The 17,189-nt window shown below is 51.1% G+C and carries 20 protein-coding genes and 1 pseudogene; 12 read left to right on the top strand and 9 right to left on the bottom strand.

Features of this window, described 5'->3' with window-relative positions; all coding sequences use genetic code 11:
• Positions 1–262 precede the first annotated feature (262 nt).
• The 3 genes from VFK44_07435 to VFK44_07425 all read left to right on the top strand — a co-directional run bounded on the left by VFK44_07435 (position 263) and on the right by VFK44_07425 (position 1,364).
• Positions 263–445, top strand: a complete 183-nt coding sequence (locus tag VFK44_07435) for a hypothetical protein (GenBank protein HET7628205.1) — start codon at positions 263–265, stop codon at positions 443–445.
• A gap of 165 nt (positions 446–610) precedes the next feature.
• On the top strand, positions 611–745 hold the full coding sequence (locus tag VFK44_07430) for a hypothetical protein (GenBank protein HET7628204.1): 135 nt from the start codon (positions 611–613) through the stop codon (positions 743–745).
• A gap of 124 nt (positions 746–869) precedes the next feature.
• Positions 870–1,364 (top strand): SRPBCC family protein, encoded by a 495-nt coding sequence (locus VFK44_07425; GenBank protein ID HET7628203.1) that lies wholly within the window; start codon positions 870–872, stop codon positions 1,362–1,364.
• Between the two features lie 16 nt (positions 1,365–1,380).
• On the opposite strand, the gene VFK44_07420 is transcribed toward VFK44_07425, so the two are convergent.
• Together VFK44_07420 and VFK44_07415 are read right to left on the bottom strand one after the other, a co-directional pair.
• Entirely contained in the window at positions 1,381–2,157 is a 777-nt protein-coding gene (locus tag VFK44_07420) for an ATP-binding cassette domain-containing protein (protein HET7628202.1), read from the bottom strand.
• Between the two features lie 61 nt (positions 2,158–2,218).
• Positions 2,219–3,205 (bottom strand): acyltransferase family protein, encoded by a 987-nt coding sequence (locus VFK44_07415; GenBank protein ID HET7628201.1) that lies wholly within the window; start codon positions 3,203–3,205, stop codon positions 2,219–2,221.
• A 162-nt stretch (positions 3,206–3,367) separates the two neighbouring features.
• On the opposite strand from VFK44_07415, the gene VFK44_07410 reads away from it, so the two are divergent.
• The 3 genes from VFK44_07410 (at position 3,368) to VFK44_07400 (ending at position 5,733) form a co-directional block, all read left to right on the top strand.
• The gene (locus VFK44_07410) at positions 3,368–3,910 is read left to right on the top strand and encodes an MOSC domain-containing protein (GenBank protein HET7628200.1); all 543 of its coding nucleotides are present in this window, start codon (positions 3,368–3,370) and stop codon (positions 3,908–3,910) included.
• A gap of 154 nt (positions 3,911–4,064) precedes the next feature.
• Complete coding sequence (locus tag VFK44_07405) at positions 4,065–4,238, top strand: hypothetical protein (GenBank protein HET7628199.1); 174 nt, start codon at positions 4,065–4,067, stop codon at positions 4,236–4,238.
• Position 4,239: 1 nt separating this feature from the next.
• Positions 4,240–5,733: a sodium:solute symporter family protein gene (locus VFK44_07400; GenBank protein HET7628198.1), complete on the top strand. Its 1,494-nt coding sequence runs from the start codon at positions 4,240–4,242 to the stop codon at positions 5,731–5,733.
• Positions 5,734–5,787: 54 nt separating this feature from the next.
• Here VFK44_07400 and VFK44_07395 read toward each other — a convergent pair whose 3' ends face one another.
• A complete protein-coding gene (locus VFK44_07395; protein HET7628197.1) occupies positions 5,788–6,108 on the bottom strand; it encodes a helix-turn-helix domain-containing protein in 321 nt (106 codons plus the stop codon).
• 134 nt (positions 6,109–6,242) lie between these two features.
• On the opposite strand from VFK44_07395, the gene VFK44_07390 reads away from it, so the two are divergent.
• From VFK44_07390 to VFK44_07375, 4 genes are all read left to right on the top strand, one after another.
• Complete coding sequence (locus tag VFK44_07390; protein ID HET7628196.1) at positions 6,243–7,055, top strand: class III extradiol ring-cleavage dioxygenase; 813 nt, start codon at positions 6,243–6,245, stop codon at positions 7,053–7,055.
• 19 nt (positions 7,056–7,074) lie between these two features.
• Complete coding sequence (locus VFK44_07385) at positions 7,075–7,608, top strand: YceI family protein (protein HET7628195.1); 534 nt, start codon at positions 7,075–7,077, stop codon at positions 7,606–7,608.
• A 329-nt stretch (positions 7,609–7,937) separates the two neighbouring features.
• Entirely contained in the window at positions 7,938–9,563 is a 1,626-nt protein-coding gene (locus VFK44_07380; protein HET7628194.1) for an FMN-binding glutamate synthase family protein, read from the top strand.
• A gap of 68 nt (positions 9,564–9,631) precedes the next feature.
• Positions 9,632–10,582 carry an aminoglycoside phosphotransferase family protein gene (locus VFK44_07375; GenBank protein HET7628193.1) on the top strand — a complete coding sequence of 317 codons (951 nt, stop codon included), beginning with the start codon at positions 9,632–9,634 and terminating at the stop codon, positions 10,580–10,582.
• 26 nt (positions 10,583–10,608) lie between these two features.
• Here VFK44_07375 and VFK44_07370 read toward each other — a convergent pair whose 3' ends face one another.
• Entirely contained in the window at positions 10,609–11,091 is a 483-nt protein-coding gene (locus VFK44_07370; protein HET7628192.1) for a DinB family protein, read from the bottom strand.
• 84 nt (positions 11,092–11,175) lie between these two features.
• On the opposite strand from VFK44_07370, the gene VFK44_07365 reads away from it, so the two are divergent.
• Positions 11,176–11,997: an SDR family oxidoreductase gene (locus VFK44_07365; GenBank protein ID HET7628191.1), complete on the top strand. Its 822-nt coding sequence runs from the start codon at positions 11,176–11,178 to the stop codon at positions 11,995–11,997.
• Positions 11,998–12,041: 44 nt separating this feature from the next.
• On the opposite strand, the gene VFK44_07360 is transcribed toward VFK44_07365, so the two are convergent.
• The 4 genes and pseudogenes from VFK44_07360 to VFK44_07345 form a co-directional block, all read right to left on the bottom strand.
• Positions 12,042–12,455 carry a DUF5412 family protein gene (locus tag VFK44_07360; GenBank protein ID HET7628190.1) on the bottom strand — a complete coding sequence of 138 codons (414 nt, stop codon included), beginning with the start codon at positions 12,453–12,455 and terminating at the stop codon, positions 12,042–12,044.
• A gap of 108 nt (positions 12,456–12,563) precedes the next feature.
• A pseudogene (locus VFK44_07355) lies at positions 12,564–12,971 on the bottom strand (polymorphic toxin type 44 domain-containing protein).
• A gap of 45 nt (positions 12,972–13,016) precedes the next feature.
• Positions 13,017–13,247: a hypothetical protein gene (locus tag VFK44_07350; protein ID HET7628189.1), complete on the bottom strand. Its 231-nt coding sequence runs from the start codon at positions 13,245–13,247 to the stop codon at positions 13,017–13,019.
• A gap of 540 nt (positions 13,248–13,787) precedes the next feature.
• Positions 13,788–14,951 (bottom strand): metallophosphoesterase, encoded by a 1,164-nt coding sequence (locus VFK44_07345; protein ID HET7628188.1) that lies wholly within the window; start codon positions 14,949–14,951, stop codon positions 13,788–13,790.
• 382 nt (positions 14,952–15,333) lie between these two features.
• Here VFK44_07345 and VFK44_07340 point away from each other — a divergent pair, with 382 nt between their 5' ends.
• Positions 15,334–16,878 carry an ABC-F family ATP-binding cassette domain-containing protein gene (locus VFK44_07340; protein HET7628187.1) on the top strand — a complete coding sequence of 515 codons (1,545 nt, stop codon included), beginning with the start codon at positions 15,334–15,336 and terminating at the stop codon, positions 16,876–16,878.
• A 30-nt stretch (positions 16,879–16,908) separates the two neighbouring features.
• Here the strand turns inward: VFK44_07340 and VFK44_07335 are convergent, their stop codons facing one another.
• Positions 16,909–17,052: a hypothetical protein gene (locus VFK44_07335; GenBank protein HET7628186.1), complete on the bottom strand. Its 144-nt coding sequence runs from the start codon at positions 17,050–17,052 to the stop codon at positions 16,909–16,911.
• Between the last annotated feature and the right edge of the window lie 137 nt (positions 17,053–17,189).

The following is a 17,189-nucleotide window of genomic DNA, read 5'->3' as shown; positions in this document are numbered from 1 at the left end:
AGTCTTTCGTTATCCGTATGGTTGGCAATCATCAACTGTTCGCGGTCGAATTTTTCGTGACTGACTAATCCCGCGAGAATCGCTTCTGCCATTCTTCCGGCGCCAATAAACAAAATTCGCGGTGTTTCTGCTTTCATTTTTTGACCTCCGTTTCACTTCCTAGTTTAGTCGGTTTTCAACCGCTTGTCTAAAAAAATTTCGGCGGGTGCCATGTTATTGGTGTCCTTTGCTCTTTGCGTTGGTTGCCTGAATGAGGGCGCAAATGGAGTTATCCACAGATTTCCGTGGTGATTGGAGCGAAAACGGTGTTGATTGGAGCGAATGCGGCGTGGAAGGAAGCGACCGCCGCATCGATGGGAGCAAACGCCGCTTTGATCGGCTACGGCGGAGCTGCGGTGACGCGCGCGAATCAGGACGATTTCACCTGTCGGCGGATGATCCATAGCCGCTGCAAGTCTCGGATGGTTGGCCGGATGGCTGATTTTTGCTGCGCAAATGCCCCGGATTGGTCTCCTTTTGGAGGATCAACGGCAATTTTTTCTGCTTTCACCTGCCTGAATGAGGGCGCAAATGGAGTTATCCACAGATTTCCGTGCTGATTGGAGTGAAAATGGTGGTGATTGGAGCGAAAACGGTGTTGATTGGAGCGAAAACGGTGTTGACTGGAGCGAAAGCCGCGCTGATTGGAGCAAACGGCGATGAATGGAAGCGACCGCCGCATCGATGGAAGCGACCGCCGCTTTGATCGGCTACGGCGGAGCTGCGGTGACGCGCGCGAATTAGGACGATTTGACCTGTCGGCGGACTGGAGAAATCGGCGGCCAATCCGAGGTCGACGAAGTCATGATCAACGACCGTGTGATTCCCGAATGATTTATTATAAAATAAAAAGAAAACCGGTGCTGCTGGCCGGTATGAAAGAAAGGCGTGAGGTGCGGATGGTGACAGAAATGACGACGAAGATGAAAATCAACAAGCCGGCCGCTGAAGTGTTTGAAGCGGTCGCCGATCCGGAAAAGATGGGGAATTACTGGTTTTCCTCGGGGACGAGCCGGGTGGAAGCAGGCAAGACGATCACGTGGCGTTATGAGGAATACGGCGCCGAAGGCGTCATTCACGTGAAGGAAGTCGTCGAAAACGAGAAAATCGTTTTCGACTGGGGCGAAACGTCCGTGGCGATGGTGTTTCGACCGCTGAATGAGGGAAGCACGATTCTCGAAGTGACAGAATCGGGTTTCGACGAAAACGATCCCGTCGTCGTTGAAAAATTGATTGATCAAAAGGGCGGCTGGACGTACATGTTGTCGTGCCTCAAGGCGTACTTGGAAAACGGCGTGAGCACGCTTCGTGCCTCGATGATGTAATCCGGAAAGCGTTTTTCTATCCCAACTCAAGAAAGAAACGGCCGTTTCTTTCATGCACGTTTAGCGGCGTGCCGCAGAAGGCGGACAGCGTCGCCGAGGTGAGCAGCGCGCGCGTCGCGCCTTGCGAGAAAATTTTGCCGTCGCGCACGAGCAGCGTCCGCTGGAACATCGGCAAAATTTCATCGAGCTGGTGCGTCACGTAGAGCACCGTCGTCCGGCGCTCGGCCGCCAGCTGCTCGATCGTCCGCAAAAGCGAAGCTTTTGCGAGGAAATCGAGGCCGGCGCACGGCTCGTCGAGGATGAGCAGGCGGGGCCGAGCCATGAGCGCGCGTCCGATGAGGACGCGCTGCTGTTCGCCTTGGGACAGGCTGGCGAAGGTGTGGGCTCGAATTTTATCAAGCCCAAGTGCTTCCACGATCCCTAACGCTTGCGTGATTTCTTCCTGCGAAGGATCTTCGTGCAGTCCGATCGATCCATAGGCGCCGCTCAGCACGACTTCTGCCGCTGTCGCATGCGGATGATGCTTCAACTTATCCATAAAAGAAGTGCTGACCCAGCCGATTTGTTTTCGCAGCAGGCCGAGCGGATAGTTTCCGAACGTTTTGCCGAACAGTCGAATCGTGCCTTTCGACGGGTACAAATAGCCGCAAACGAGTTGGAGTAATGTTGTTTTCCCGGCGCCGTTCAACCCGAGAATCGCCCAATGCTCGCCTTCTTTGACCGACCAGTCGATGTCCGTGAGCAGCGGCTGCCCTTCTTTTATATAAGAAACGTTTTTCATTTCGATGAGCATCGGTTCCCCCGCCTCCCTTGTTTACCATCTATCTTATCCGACGGGGGCGGGGCGATCAATGTTAAGTTCGCAGCTCGACGAGCGGTTTGGCGACCTTTCGTGTTTTCCGGCTCGTCAGCATGTACGTGAGAACGAGCGCCGGAATGATAAACACGAGCAAGTGCGGTGACAGCGCTTCATACCATCGGTGCGGCAGGAATTGCCGGATCAACTGAATGACGAACCCGTGCAGCAAGTAAACGTACAACGTCCGGGTGCCGCGGACGGTAATGCTCAACTGCCTGGCTGGGACGAGCGTCAAGAAGCTGAAAAGCGCCGACAGCATGAGCGCGTATTGCGCAAGACGGATCAAAGCTCCTTCCCAGCCCGGGACGCCAATGTGTTGATACGAATAGGCACATTCGAGCCATGCCGTGTAATGGGGCGGCGTGTAAAAATAAAACAGCACAAGCATCGCAAGCAAGGCGGTGCCTCCGATCAAGCGAAGCGGCAGCCGGCGCAGCTCTTGAAAGAATTCCGGCTTCAAATAATAGCCGAGCAAGAAGAACGGGAAGAACACGAACGTTCTTGAAATGCTCAGGAATTTGTTGATGTCGATGAAGCCGATCGCGAGGCCGGCGGCAAAGGCGACGAAGACTGTCCATGACGGAAAGCGGCCGTAGGCATACAACAGCACGTTCCAACAAAACAAGCTGATCAAAAACCAAAGGGTGAAATGCGGCATCGCCAAATTGTAATCGAAGCCGGCGGGTTCGCCTTTGATGACATTAATTGCGTAATAAAAGACGGAATACATCACTTGGAAAATGACGTACGGCAGCAACACCTTTTTTGCCAGTTTCGTGAGATGTCCGCGTTTCCGGAAATTTTTCGCGAAATACCCGGAGATGAGAATGAATCCGGCCATGTGGAACAAGTAAATTGTCGTGTACAGCGTCGAGAGCAGCGGGTTTTCGTTTCGAATCGGGCTGATCAAGTGGCCGAAAACGACAAGTAAAATCAAAATCCATTTGGCGTTGTCATAGTAAGCTTCTCTATGGTAAGTCATGTTTTCTCCACCACCGTTTGTATGGTTTTGTCTCTTTTAAGTTCTTCGTTCTCTACATTCCCTTTGCTGACGACAGCCGATTTACAAAAGCGTTAACTTTTCTTTGCATTCCAAGGGAAATGACATCATAATGAAACAAAAACGGCAGAGGAGGCGGTTCGGTTGGCTGAACAGAAGGCTTCAGTCAAAGGCGTTTATATCGCCGATGAGGAAGGATCGTTTGTTACGAAAGCATTAAATCTTGTAAAATTGGCGTTCGGCGGCATCCCCGGAGACCGGCATTTCGGCTGGACGAAGAAGGCCGGTGTGCGCGAGTCGATGTACGAGCGGGGCACGGAGATTTTCAATCGCCGCCAGCTGACGCTCGTGTCGGTTGAGGAATGCGCGCAGATTGCCGAGGCTCTCGGCGTCGACCGCGTCGAGCCGGAATGGCTCGGCGCGAATGTTTGTTTGGAAGGTATGCCGGACTTGACGGAAGTTCCGGCGGGCGCCCGTTTTCTGTTTGACGGCGGCGCCGGCTTGCTGTGCGAGGGGGTGGCGCGCCCGTGCGTCCACCCTGGAAAAGTGATCGCCGAACATTTTCCGGGACGCGAGAAGCTGGCCGCCAAGTTTGTGAAGGCGGCGAGCGGGCGAAGAGGGCTGATCGCGGTTGTTGAGCGGGAAGGGGAAGTGAAGCGCGGCGATTCGGTGCGGATCGTCACGTGAGAATCTTAAAGAACAAAGCTGCCATGATCGGCGTAAATTTTATGAAATCAGATGTCTTTACACCTGTAAAGTTGTGTGCGATAATAAAATGCGTTCACACATGCTCAATGATTCACAATATCAACAGAACTGAATTGAAAGGTGAGATGAACGGATGAAGAAGTGGTGGGGGGTTTTTGTCGGATTGCTCATCGTGCTGGCCTATGTCCTGCCTTACACGGTGCTGTCCGGCGTGAATGCATGGTACGGAAGCTTCCTTTTGTGGGGACTGATTGCATTCTTTATCATTGTCGCGAACGCGGCGATTACGAGAGATTGGGGGGAATGACATGAGCTTGAGTCTTGTCGTCTGGGGGATTGTTCTTTATATCTTTTTGGCGTTATTCGTCGCTTATTTGTCGCGGAGCGAACAGACGGGGGATTTGACCGGTTATTTTCTCGGCAGCCGGAAGATGAACGGCATTCTTTCGTCATTGAGTTACAGTGCGACGACGTACAGTGCGTTCATGATGGTCGGATTGGCCGGCTTGACTTACAAAGGCGGCGTCGGTGCGCTCGGTTTTGAGATTGTTTATTTTACAGGCGTTTCGCTCGTTGCATTGTTTGGGCCGCGCTTTTGGCTGGCCGGTAAAAAATTCGGGTACGTCACCCCGTCGGAAATGATCGGTGATCGCTACGGCAGCAAAAAAGCCGCCTCGATCATTTCACTTGTCAGCTGTTTGTTCTTGATTCCTTACAGCGCGGTGCAGCTTGCAGGCGTCGGCTACCTTTTGCAAGGCATCACACACAATGCAATCCCGTTTACGGTCGGGGTCGTCATCGCAACAGCGCTTGCAATTATTTTTTCTTATGCGGCCGGAATTCGTTCCGTCGTTTGGACGGACTCGCTGCAGGCGATCATCATGATCATCACGTCCACGCTCGTTGCGCTTCTCGTTATTTTCGGACTCGGCGGCTTTGATACGCTGTTCGCCAACATCCAAACCAACCATCCGAAGGCGTTGAGCGTACCAGGAAATGGCTTTTTCAACATCTTTACGTTTATCAGCCTGACACTTCCGTGGTTTTTCTTCAGCTTGTCGAATCCGCAAGTGAGCCAGCGTCTGTTTATGCCCGGTTCGTTGAAAGGGTTGCGGCAAATGCTCATCGGATTCTTGATCTTCGGATTCATTTACACGTTCGTTTCCGTGCTTTGGGGATTTTCGGCGATGGTGAAATTTCCTGAGCTGAAAAGCGCCGACTTGGCGACTCCGATGTTGTTGTCTTCGGATCTTGTGCCGCCGGTGCTTGGTGTCATCGTCATGATCGGCATTCTTGCGGCAGCGATTTCGACGATTGACTCGATATTGTTAACGTTGTCTTCGTTGTTTGCCCGCGACGTTTACGGCAATATGAAAAAAACGAGCAGCGAAGCGGAACAGCTCCTTGCCGGCAAAATCATCATTCCGATCATCGCGATTCTCGCTTTCGCTTTTGCGGAGTTGAAATTGAACTTGATTGCGGTGCTCTCGGTGGCCGCTTCGGCTGGTTTGATCGTCGTCGTACCGGCGATCATCGGCGCGTTTTTCTGGAAGCGCGGGACCGCGGCTGGCGTCATTACAAGTGTTTCCGTCGGTGCTGTCGTCGTGTTAATTTTAGAATTCAAAGGGCTTGTGCCATTGAAACTCGGCGCAGGTGTATGGGGCTTGCTCGTTTCGACCGTGCTTTTCGTCGGTGTCAGTCTTTTCACAAAAGCCCCGGAACAGAAAGCTTTCGCATTTGTGGATGAATTACGTGCGGAGCTGAGCGGCAAGTTCAAACCAAATCAGAAAAAAGTATCGTAAGAAATCGAAAAGGCGTCAAACCGGGGGTTCACTTCCTGTGTTTGACGCCTTCATTTATGATTCGCGGGCTACCCATTTATCGGCCCAGGCTTGAATCTCATCCATTACATTTTCCAGATCCTTCCCTTTTTCGGTCAATTCGTATTCAATCCGGACAGGGGTTTCCGGATAAACGGTTCTTTTGACGATGCCGACCGACTCCAATTCTTTCAACCGCTCCACGAGCATGCGGTCGCTCATGTGCGGAATCATTTCCGATAATTCCCCAAACCGGTTGCAACCGGACAAAAGGGACCGTATGATCAGGCCGGTCCAGCGTTTGCCGAGCAAGGTAAAGGCTGATTCGAATTTCGGGCACAATTTCAGATCGTCCATGATCAATCCCCCATTCTTATTTTTTATTATAACACACTTGACAAAAGTAAGTAACTATATTAACCTAACTATAGAACCTATTAGCTTACAAAATTATAGAGACTTAAAATAATCAAGCGAGAGGAGGTGAAACAATGGTTCCGTCGTTATTTATTGCGCATGGAGCTCCGTTGTTGGCGATTGAGGATAACGATTATACACAATTTTTGACACAACTCGGTAAACAGCTCCCCCGGCCGAAGGCGGTCGTATTGTTTTCCGCCCATTGGGAAAGCGATGTTCAAAAGGTAGGGAACGTGAATGAATATGAAACGATTCATGATTTCGGAGGGTTCCCGAAGGAGCTTTATGACATTCGCTATCCTGCCAAAGGGCATGCTGAAATCGCAGGCGAAGTGAAGGCATTGCTCAGCGAGAACGGAATAAACGCAGAATTCGATTCCCGCCGGGGACTGGATCATGGGGCATGGGTCGTTTTGCGAATGCTTTTTCCGGATGCGAATGTGCCGGTCGTTTCCATGTCGGTAAATCCGAACCTGACACCGGTTGAACAAGAGCGAATCGGGCGGGCCTTGTCACCATTAAGGGAAAAGGATGTTCTTATTATTGGCAGCGGGGGTACCGTACACAATTTGCGGGCGGTCAACATGAGGAAAGACGATCAGACGGTGGATGCGTGGGCGAAGGCCTTTGACGACTGGCTTTCTGAGTGTCTTGTCACAGGGGATGTGGATGCGCTTTTTAACTATGAGAAAGCGGCTCCGTATGCGGAACAGGCCGTCCCGCCTTATGGAAAAGAACATTTCGTTCCGTTGTTTTATGCGATCGGCGCGTCACACACGGATCGGAAAGCGCAATTGTTGCACCGGAGTTATCGATACGGCAATTTAAGTCAGAGCGTATGGCAGTTTGGTCACGGAGAAAATAAGCATTCAACTTTGCGATAATACGAGAGGAGATTTACAAATGACAATTGAAAAATGGCAAGTCGACACGGCTCACAGCAGCCTCGATTTTTCCGTCAAACATATGATGGTTTCAAAGACAAAAGGAACATTTCACGACTTCGAGGCTTCAATCGAAGCCGATCCCGCTGATTTGACGACGGCAACGATTGCCTTCAGCGTTGACCTGTCTAGTGTGGACACTCGAAATAAAGGCAGAGACGACCATTTGCGTTCGGCCGATTTCTTTGATGTGGAGAACCATCCGAAGATGACCTTTCAGGCTAAGGAAATTACGAAAACGGGCGACGACGAATACGAGGTCACCGGGGATCTCGACTTACACGGGGTGACAAATTCGGAAACGTTCAAGGTCACCTTTGAAGGACAAGGCAAAGATCCGTGGGGCAATGAAGTGGCCGGATTCAGCGGTACAGGCAAGATCAAACGGAGCGACTACGGCTTGACGTACAACGCCGCGTTGGAAACGGGCGGTTTCTTGATCGGTGATGATGTGAACATCGCGATTCAAATCGAGGCATCGAAACAGGCTTGATCGTAGTACTAGGAAAGGGGGCTCATCCATGCGATGGGTCTTTTTTTTATTGTGGAGAAACAGTAGACAGGGTGCAGTTCAGCAGTTTGAAGGGTATAATCTGCCTCATTTTTATAAAAAATAAGCGTTGACTGCACTGAGGACGACTGAACATGGCTTCGGCCGGCTGCCTTTCAAGGCTTTCGGATGCTCCCGTATGGGAAATCGGCTGCCGCTCATGAGCTTGGACTGCGGGGCGTCGTATTTTCGGATGCGCATTTACGGGTTAGCGGCATGGTAATGTTGCCATTGTCCGATTACGGACGTTGAATATCGAGGAGGAATTTCGGATGAATATTGCCGATTGGATCACCATTATTGCGTGTGTGCTGTTGCTGCTCTGCATTTTCGCTGCCGGCGTAATGGTGTTCGTTTTATTTATCACCGACCGGACGCAAGATGAACATCCGGTATTAAGAAACTATCCGGTCCTTGGACGGATTCGTTATTTTCTTGAAAAAATCGGTCCAGAGATGCGCCAATACTGGTTTAACAGCGATACGGAAGGAAAGCCGTTTTCACGCAACGATTATCAGCACATCGTAAGAAGTGCGAAATACCAAAGAGATGTGCACGGGTTCGGTTCACAGCGGGATTTCGAGGACGAAGGCTATTACGTGGCGAATGCGATGTTTCCGAAACAGATGGAAGAGTTGAAAATGGACCGGAACACGAAAATCGATACGAAACGGTACATTCTCGTTAGCGATCCGTTGTTCGGCCAACGAAAAGAAGATTGGTCGGATCATCGGACGTCGGCTTTTCTGCTTCATGAGGACGACCATGTTATCGTAGGACCGCATACGGCACATCCTTTCGTTGCGAAAGGCTTGATCGGCATGTCGGCGATGAGTTTCGGCTCGCTCGGCGACCGGGCGTTAACGGCGCTCTCCGAAGGGCTGGGTATGGCGAAAGGGACATGGATGAACACCGGTGAAGGCGGGTTGTCACCGTATCACGTGAAAGGGGACGTCGACATCATTTCCCAGATCGGCCCGGGGTTGTTCGGTTTTCGCGACGAAAAAGGCCGCTTCAGCTGGGACGATCTTGCCGAAAAAGCAGCGATGGACCAAGTGAAGGCGTTCGAGATTAAGTTGGCGCAAGGCGCAAAAGCGCGAGGCGGTCATGTCGACGGCGACAAGGTGACACCGGAAGTAGCAAGAATTCGCCATGTGGAGCCGTACAAGTCAATCGACAGTCCAAACCGGTTTCACGAGTTTGACGACGTTCGCGGAATGATTGATTTCATCGAAGAAATCCGCAGCTTTACCGGCAAGCCAGTCGGCATTAAAATCGTCGTCGGCCGAAACGACTCCGTCGAGGAATTGGCGGCGTACATGGCGAAAACCGGAAAGGGGCCGGATTTTATTACCGTCGACGGCGGCGAAGGCGGGACGGGTGCCTCTTACCAGGAGTTGATGGACAGCGTCGGCTTGCCGATCCGATCGGCGCTGCCGATACTCGATGCGACGCTGCGCCGGCACGGGGTACGCGACCGAGTGAAGATTATTGCCTCCGGCAAATTGTTCACGCCGGACCGGATGGCCGTCGCGTTAGCGATGGGGGCTGACTTAATCAACAACGCCCGGGCATTTATGATAACCGTCGGCTGTATTCAAACGCTGAAATGTCACGCCAACATTTGCCCGGTCGGCGTGGCGACGACCGATCCGAAGCTGCAGCGAGCGCTTGTCATCGATGAAAAGAAGTATCGAGTCACCAATTACATTGTTACGATGCGAAAAGGGTTGTTTCGCATTGCCGCAGCTGCCGGATTAGATTCCCCGGTACATTTCAAGCCTGAGCATATTTTGTTCAAAGACGACCGCGGCGTCGTTCATTCGCTCGAAGAAATTTACTTGCAAGTGACGGAACACGGGCGAATGGATGCCGCTAGGCATCAATTGCGTGTATAGGAGATGGAGTGACCCGGCTGAAAAGCCGGGTCGTGGTATGATGAAAGAAAAAAGTGAGGGGATGCGGCTTGAAAGATAATTGGGAGCGAGTGTATGAGCGGATGGATCTTTCGCGCGAGACGGTGGAGCGGATGGTGCACGCGTTTATGCCGAGCGCAGCCGTCGCGTCGTTTGCGCCGGCAGGCGGCGGGTTCAGCAACAGCAATTTTCAGGTGAGGTTGCGCGGAGGCGGCGAACCGATGCTGTTGCGGGTATACCGGAACGCGGATGCGACGTGCCGCAAAGAGGCGGCGATTCATCGCCTCGTTGCGGAGCGAGTGCGGGTTCCGGCATTTCTGCATCTCGACGACCGCTGCGAAATCATCGGCCGGCCGTTCGCCTTCCTCGAATGGATCGACGGACGGCCGATGAACGAAGCCGAAGACAAGCGGGAAGCCGCGGAAGCGGCGGGGCGAGCGCTGGCGGCGATTCACGGCTTCTCGTTCGAGAAGCCGGGGTTCTTGAGCGAAGCGTTGCAGGTCACGGAGCCGTTGGCGGCGGGACCGGAAATGCTGCGCGCGTTCGCGGGCGACAGCCTGGCGAACGGGCGGGCCGGGCAGTGGCTCGGCGAGGCGGAAGCCGAGCGGCTGCGGCGGTTTGTGGAGGAGCATGCGGAGATGCTGCGGGTCGTCGAAGACGACGCGGTGCTCGTGCACAGCGACTTCAACGTGTGGAACTTGCTGACGACGCCGGAGGGCCGGGACGTGGCGGCGGTGATCGACTGGGAGTTTGCTTTTGCCGCTTCGCCGCTCGGCGACATCGGGAACATGCTTCGGTATGAACGGCCGGGTTCGGGTTTTGAGGTCGATTTTATAAAAGGATACACCGAGGCTGGGGGCATATTGCCGGACGAATGGCGGAAGCTCGCGAAGCTGCTGGATTTGATTGCGTTGCTCGATTTGCTCAATCGATCGGAAGGCGGGAAAAATCGCATTACCGACCTCAAGGAGCTCATTCATCGTACGCAGGAAGAAATGTAAACATCCCCTTGACGGGGGATGCAGCACTATACATATAAGTTGAACATGTTGATGTCATAGCCGAGCTGTTTCATGTAGGTGAACAGCTGTGCGCGGTGGTGGAAGGCGTGGGTGACGATTTCCGTCAGCCACTTTGCTTGGGTGGAGGCGTGGTCCATGTAGAACGGCCGCGTTTCCTTCTCCAAATACTCTTCGTCGCTAAGCGACTCGAAATATGCGGTCAACGCGTTATAGCCTTCTTTCATCGTTGCTATCATTTCCGAGGCATCCGCCAGTTCGCGCGCTTCGATCGCTTTCACTTCGTCTTCCGTTTTCTCTTGCAAGATCGCGAGATCAGTTTCAGGAAGCAGGACAAGATGTTGGGCGAGTTCGCGAAGCGTACGCATGTTTTCGTGCTGCTGGTAGCTCCAGTCTTCCGCTTTTACTTTCTCAAGCAATCCTGCCGTCGAACGAACGGCGACGTCGAGTTCATCAAACAACAATTTTTTTAACTGCTGGACTTCGTTCATGGATCATCTGCCTTTCTTACTCATTTTACTTTAGTATAGCTTATCATTGTGACAAATCATGTCATAGATACGGGGGTTTTTTCATTGAAAATCGCAATGGTGACCGGTGCTTCTTCGGGATTCGGCTTGGAGACGTCGCTCGTGCTGGCGGAAAGAGGCTTTCATGTGGCCGCGACGATGCGTGATTTACAGAAAAAAGAAGAGTTGCTGAAGCAGGCGAGAGCGCGAGGCGTCGAGGGCAGGATCGAGACGCTGCCGCTTGATGTGACGAAATCGACGCAAATTGAGGCGGCCGTGAAGGCAGTCGGCACGGTTGACGTGCTTGTGAACAACGCCGGCTTCGCCGTCGGCGGTTTCGTCGAGGACGTCGAGATGGCGAAGTGGCGCAGCCAGTTCGAGACGAATGTGTTCGGCTTGATCGAGATGACGAAGGCGGTCGTGACGGGCATGCGCGAGCGCGGAAGCGGGACGATCATTCAAGTGAGCAGCGTGAGCGGGCGGATTGCGATGCCGGGGCTCGGGGCGTATGCGGCGTCGAAGTTCGCCGTGGAAGGCTTCAGCGAAGCGCTGCGGCTGGAAATGCAGCCGTACGGCGTGCAGGTGGCGATCGTTGAGCCGGGGTCGTACGCGACGAACATATGGGACAAAGGGATCGGCGGCATGGCGGCGATCGAAAACAGTCCGTATGCGGAAAAATTGGAGCGGTTGACGCGGCGGGTGAAAAAGATCGTCGCGCAAGCGGGCGATCCGAAGGAAGTGGCCGCGAAAATCGCCGAGATTGCCGAGGCGGAGCAGCCGGATTTCCGCTACCCGCTCGGGAAGGGAACGAAGGCGGCAATCCGGATGAAGGCGATAATGCCGTGGAAGTGGTTCGAGCAGGCGATTTTGAAGAGAACGACGGAGTGAGTGAAGTGCGGCGGCAGTTGGAATTCCTTAAAACGAGAATCAAATTATTGTTGCCTAAAATCGAAAGTATCTTTTCTTACATCCAGTTTTGTTTTATTGATCTCAACAATGAATTTATTAATCCACCTTACTTTAACTTTGGATTTTTGTTCATTCCAGTAAATATTTTTGGTTTCCCCAGTTTTTTTGTTTAGCAATTCACCTCTAATGACGAAATCAACAGTCGCTCCACCATTAACCCTATAAATCTTTAAGATATATGTATCACCCGGTGACTCATAACTTTCTACAAAAGTACCCTCCGGTAAGGAACTCATTGAAAAAAAATAATGATAAATTATAAAACCTATAAGCAATAAAAAAACAATAGATATAGAAAGACACCCAATTTGTACATATCTGTTTGCTTTTTTAATTTCTTTATCGGGATTTTCTGGTGCTTCAAAATCTTTTCTCATGAGATGCTCCTAAAAAATATTGAAGATATGTGAAACTCAACATTGAGTATACTATATTACAAATAGTAAGAGAACCTATCTAATTAAGAATAGGTCCTCCTACCTAAATTAATTATTTTTAGCTTGGATTTTTCTTGTTATTCTTTTAACATCCTTTAAGATGTCCTTCTTCTCTTGAGGTGTCAACAGGTCTATTAACTCTTGACGAGTATATGTTTCACCGTTTATTGGATTAATCAATTTGGATGATGATGACCGGGTTGCAATATCAGTGCTATCCCATCCACCAGGAGGAATAGGTAAAGATTGATCATCCCACATGTTAATACCATAGTTTATCCAATGCTGATCGTTTGGATCATCAAAGTAAGTGGTTAACCATTCCTTTTTGGCAGTACCATTAGTAATTTGCACGAACCCAGCTGCTGCCCTTAAAGTGGTGTTACTAAATCCAGCTGCCTTACCTACAAAACCATAATGCATGTTTCCTAAATCCTCGTTGTAAACGGTGAGTCCATTAAAAACAAATGGGTATCCAGGAGCAAAGTATTGTTTATAATCCTATTCTCCACCTGATTGTTCCTTTTTAGCAAAATAAATCCCTGTACCAAGTGGAAATGTAGTATCATTCATAGCGTAGTATGCCATTTGAGCGGCGTGGTCTGCCATCTCATGGGCAAAAAAATATGTAACGTCTAGTCCTGCAGCATTAACAGTTCTTTCACTTGCAAATGAGAAACCAGATACGAATAGTAAAGAAATAAACAATGCGGAAATTATTTTTTTAACCAAAAAACCACCTCTTTTTAATAGTCACTTAATTCCTTTTACCCCTTATTTCCTCCTTATCTTTCCAATTTATCTATTAATCTACCATAAAGCAAATGTTTTTCGTGTAGGTCATTAGGCGTAAAATTAGATTTAGTCCAAAATACCTACCTGTGTATCGGGGCTCAAACAGTTTTATATGCTTCAAAACATATAGCAGATATATTAATATAGTTATTGGTAATAAAAAATAATGTACTTATAAGTAATGGTATAGTATCTTTGGTCTTCTCAAGACACATTGAGGACTATTTGGGGGAGAAACGAAGTTCTTACTTTCTTTCATGTATCCATTCGTTCCCGTAGCGGCTATTATCTTTACAAGTTTACTTTTATTTTCGATTAGCCTTATGATGAGTGGAGACTGTATATAATGCGTACCATCGACCATACTGCTTCATCCTCCAAAATCCGAACGTTCTTCTAATTGTGGTTATGAACGATGCCAGATAAAAAAAAGCCTGTTGAAACTTTCTCAACAGGCTTGATAGGAAAAGGTTCTAGTTACGGCTGTACGCTTTTTTGCGGGCGCAGGAAGTCGCTGGACGGCGACAGCATGTAGTTGAGCGCGGCCTCGTGAATGGCGTGAACGGCGTTTACGACTTCGGGGTTCGGCTGCACGCGGGCTTGGCCGGTTTTCGGATCGAAGACCGGGCGGGCTTCGGCGTGAGAGGACACGACTTTCCAGTCGTTTTTTTTCTTTTTCAGCGTTAAGTCGATGACGCCGAGGTGGCTGCCCCAACGGCCGGCTTCAACGGCTGCGACCCCGTTGATCGTGCCTTTTTCAAGGTTGACGCCGCGAATTCCGGCAAAAGTTTTACTCGGAAACACTTTATGAATATGGCCGAACATGACGGCATCGATGCCCTTGATTGTCGTTAGGCTGTACGTTTCGTTGTTTTTCTTCATCACTTTCGGTTTGCCAAGCCCGTTGTGCGACAAGGCAACAATAACATCGGCGCCTTCTTTTTTCATAATCGGCACATATTTTTTCGCAGTCTTGTAAATGTCTTTCGTTTTCAAAATGCCGCCGAGTCTTTCAAAGCGGCGGTTCCAAGCAATTGTTTGCGGCAAAGTGAGGCCGATCACGCCGATTTTTAATTCGTGCTCCTGTCCGTTCTCATCGCGTAACGTTCGATTCAGCATTACGTACGGCCGGAAATAAGGAATGTCGTTTTTCGCCTTTTTGTCTTTGTCGTCATAGAACAAATTCGCGCTCACATAAGGGAAATTGGCGTCGTCGAGCGCTTCGTTCATGAACCGGATTCCGTAATTAAACTCGTGATTGCCGACAGTTGCCGCGTCGTAGCCCATCAAGTTCATCGCCCGAATCATCGGGTGCACTTCGTCAGGGAGCAAGCCTTTGTCGGCGACGAATTTGTCGAGGTAGCTCCCTTGCAAAAGATCCCCAATGTCGAACAACAGACTGTTCTTCACTTCGCTGCGCGCCTGCTTGATCAAGGAGGCCGTCAAGGCGAAGCCGTACGTGGTGACTTCCTTTTGTTGGCCGTAATTGTACGGCATGATGAACCCGTGCAAATCAGTCGTTTCCAGCAACCGCAAGTGAATGACGTCCGCCTCTTCGGCGCCTGTTTCCCCTGCCGCAACGATGAGCAAAAGCGGAAGGGCGACTGCCAACGCCGCAAGCATTCTTCGTACGTTCGTCATCATTCCTCTCCTTTCTCCGTTTCTTTTCTTAGATTGGATGCATTCGCTGTTGTTCAATCATGGAGGATTTAACCAACCCCGGTTGCCCGTGCCTATTGCTATTTGCCGTTCGCTGTGGTAAAGTCGTGAATATAAAATTTTCGAGGAGTGAAGGATCGATGGGTTTTTCCGCTGTGATGCAACTTGGGTTGGCTTGAGCACAGGTGTAGTGTGCCCTTTTTTAAGCCAATGGCAAGGAGCGTTAAGCGGTTAAAAACAGATCCTTTTTTTCATAACGTGCGGTTTATGAAGAGACGGAGTATGTTTTGATACCCGTCTTTTTTTGCGTTCTTTTCTCTTTGCGATTGGTGCGTGTTTGGAGAAGAGAAAGGAGAATTTGAAAATGAGTATGGTTCATGTTGAAGCATTGACCCATGGATTTGGTGATAAAAATATTTTCCGCAACGTGTCCTTTCGTTTATTGAAAGGCGAGCACGTCGGGGTAGTCGGCCCGAACGGCGCCGGGAAGACAACGCTGTTGAAGGTGTTGTCAGGTCAAGTGATTCCGGACGAAGGCCGGATTGAGTGGCTTCCCGGCGTGCGGCGAGGCTTTCTTGAGCAGCATGCGGATTTGCGTGATGAGGAAACGATTCGCGATGATTTGCGGAGCGCGTTCGCGCGGCTGTATGAAGCGGAGCGGGAGATGCTGGCGGCGTCGGAAAAGATGGCGTCGGCGGAAGGCGAGGAACTGGAACGTTTGTTAAAACGTTTCGGGAACTTGCAGGATGAGCTGGAGCGCAACGATTTCTACGGCATTGATGCGAAGGTGGAGGAGGTGGCGGCCGGTCTCGGGCTGACGGCGCTCGGCTTGGAGACGGAAGTCGGAAAGCTGAGCGGCGGGCAGCGGACGAAGCTGCTGCTGGGGCGGCTGCTTTTGGAGCGGCCGGAAGTGCTGCTGCTTGATGAGCCGACGAACTACTTGGACACGGCGCATATTGAATGGCTGACCGATTATTTAAAATCGTATCCGCATGCGTTCATTTTGATCTCGCATGACACGGACTTTCTGAACGAAGTGGTCGGCATTATTTATCATCTCGAGCATCAAACGTTGTTCCGTTATCCTGGCAACTATGATTACTTTCTAAAGGCTCACGAAATGCGAAAAAGACAAATTTACGACGCTTACACGCGTCAGCAGCAGGAAATTGAGCAGTTAGAAACGTATATACAAAAAAATAAAGCGCGGGCGTCGACGGCGAAGCAGGCGAAAAGCCGGGAAAAGCGGCTGCAAAAAATTGAGCGCATCGACAAGCCGACGAAGCTGCCGCGGCCGAAGTTCAAGTTCCGCGTGGCGTCCGAACCGGTGAGCGTCGTGATGAAAGCGGAAGGGCTGCAGGCGGGCTATGGAGAGCCGCTGTACGCGCCGGTTGATCTCGAGCTGAAAAGAGGCGAGAAAGCGGCGATCGTCGGCCGGAACGGCGTCGGGAAAACGACGACGGTGAAGACGATGCTCGGGCAGTTGGCGGCAGTGAGCGGAGCGGTGACGCTCGGCGACCGGGTGAAACCGGCGTATTTCGTGCAGGAAGATCACACGGAGGACGAGCATTCCGCGTTAGCGGAAGTGGGGGCGCAGTTCCCGGATTTGACGCAAAAAGAAATTCGCCAGGCCCTGGCGCGGTGCGGGCTGAAGAGCGAGCACGTGTTTCAGCCGCTGAAGGCGTTGAGCGGCGGCGAGCAGACGAAGGTGCGGCTGTGCAAGCTGATGCTCGCCGACAGCAACTGGCTCGTGCTCGATGAGCCGACGAACCATTTGGACGTCGAGGCGAAAGAAGTGCTCGAGCAGGCGTTGCGTGAATATAAGGGAACGGTGCTCGTCGTGTCGCACGATCCTTCGTTTTACGAAGGATGGGTGACGAAAGTGTGGGACGTGGAGGCTTGGAGATAAAAAATGGACGCCGGGCGACCGGCGTCTTCTTTACATATGGAACGTTTCGTATCGTTTTCTTTCGTTCGATTCGCGGATTTGTTGAATGCGCATTTTGTCCGCGTAACGTTGTGCCGGATGCGTAGGTTTGCGGGCAATGGTAACGGTGAGGAACAACAAATTGAGTTTGATCATGATGTTTCCTCCTTTCGCGGAAACTATAATTTCAAGTGGCTCACCCTTGAAATGCGTTTGTCGTCGCCGTCAGCCGGTTCCTCGGCCGATGCTTCTTCAGAGCTGTCGGAGTCGGTGACGACGCCGTTTTTGATTTT

The organism is Bacillales bacterium, from assembly GCA_035700025.1.
Taxonomy (GTDB): domain Bacteria; phylum Bacillota; class Bacilli; order Bacillales; family DASSOY01; genus DASSOY01.
Note: the sequence above shows the minus strand (reverse complement) of the source record. Positions and strands in the feature narration are given on the sequence as shown.